The following is a 748-nucleotide window of genomic DNA, read 5'->3' as shown; positions in this document are numbered from 1 at the left end:
TATACTGTACTTCCATCGTTTAAAACGAATAAAACCACCCATGCGGCACAAAGCAGCAACGATATTTTTTTGCATTTTTATATTGACCTAGAAAGCGAAAAACCGTTTAATACACCTCGTCGCCCGGATAGCTCAGTCGGTAGAGCAGAGGATTGAAAATCCTCGTGTCGGTGGTTCGATTCCGCCTCCGGGCACCACGAATTAAAAGTCGTTGGTGCTTAACGTACGAACGACAATTTAAAAAGAATATAGTGCGCCGACTTAGCTCAGTAGGTAGAGCAACTGACTTGTAATCAGTAGGTCACCAGTTCGATTCCGGTAGTCGGCACCATTCTTTTGCCTCGATAGCTCAGTCGGTAGAGCAGAGGATTGAAAATCCTCGTGTCGGTGGTTCGATTCCGCCTCGAGGCACCACTTATTTTAAGTTGTGCTAACACACAATAACCGAATAGTTCCTCCTTAGCTCAGTCGGTAGAGCGACGGACTGTTAATCCGCAGGTCGCTGGTTCGAGCCCAGCAGGAGGAGCCACTTTCAAACGATAAGCTAAAGCTTGTTGTTTAGGCGCCGACTTAGCTCAGTAGGTAGAGCAACTGACTTGTAATCAGTAGGTCACCAGTTCGATTCCGGTAGTCGGCACCATTTACAAGTTACTCTTGCATCGCAAGAGAGACAGAATAGTTCCTCCTTAGCTCAGTCGGTAGAGCGACGGACTGTTAATCCGCAGGTCGCTGGTTCGAGCCCAGCAGG

The 748-nt window shown here is 47.9% G+C and carries 5 tRNA genes; all 5 read left to right on the top strand.

Going from position 1 to position 748, the window contains the following annotated elements:
- Positions 1 to 121 precede the first annotated feature (121 nt).
- The 5 genes from CIK04_RS32280 to CIK04_RS32260 all read left to right on the top strand — a co-directional run bounded on the left by CIK04_RS32280 (position 122) and on the right by CIK04_RS32260 (position 640).
- Positions 122 to 197, top strand: a tRNA-Phe gene (locus tag CIK04_RS32280).
- A gap of 58 nt (positions 198 to 255) precedes the next feature.
- A tRNA-Thr gene (locus CIK04_RS32275) sits at positions 256 to 331 on the top strand.
- 7 nt (positions 332 to 338) lie between these two features.
- A tRNA-Phe gene (locus CIK04_RS32270) sits at positions 339 to 414 on the top strand.
- Between the two features lie 39 nt (positions 415 to 453).
- Positions 454 to 529 (top strand) — tRNA-Asn (locus CIK04_RS32265).
- Positions 530 to 564: 35 nt separating this feature from the next.
- Positions 565 to 640: transfer RNA gene (locus tag CIK04_RS32260), tRNA-Thr, on the top strand.
- Positions 641 to 748: the final 108 nt, after the last annotated feature.

The organism is Vibrio sp. 03_296, assembly GCF_002265885.1.
Note: the sequence above shows the minus strand (reverse complement) of the source record. Positions and strands in the feature narration are given on the sequence as shown.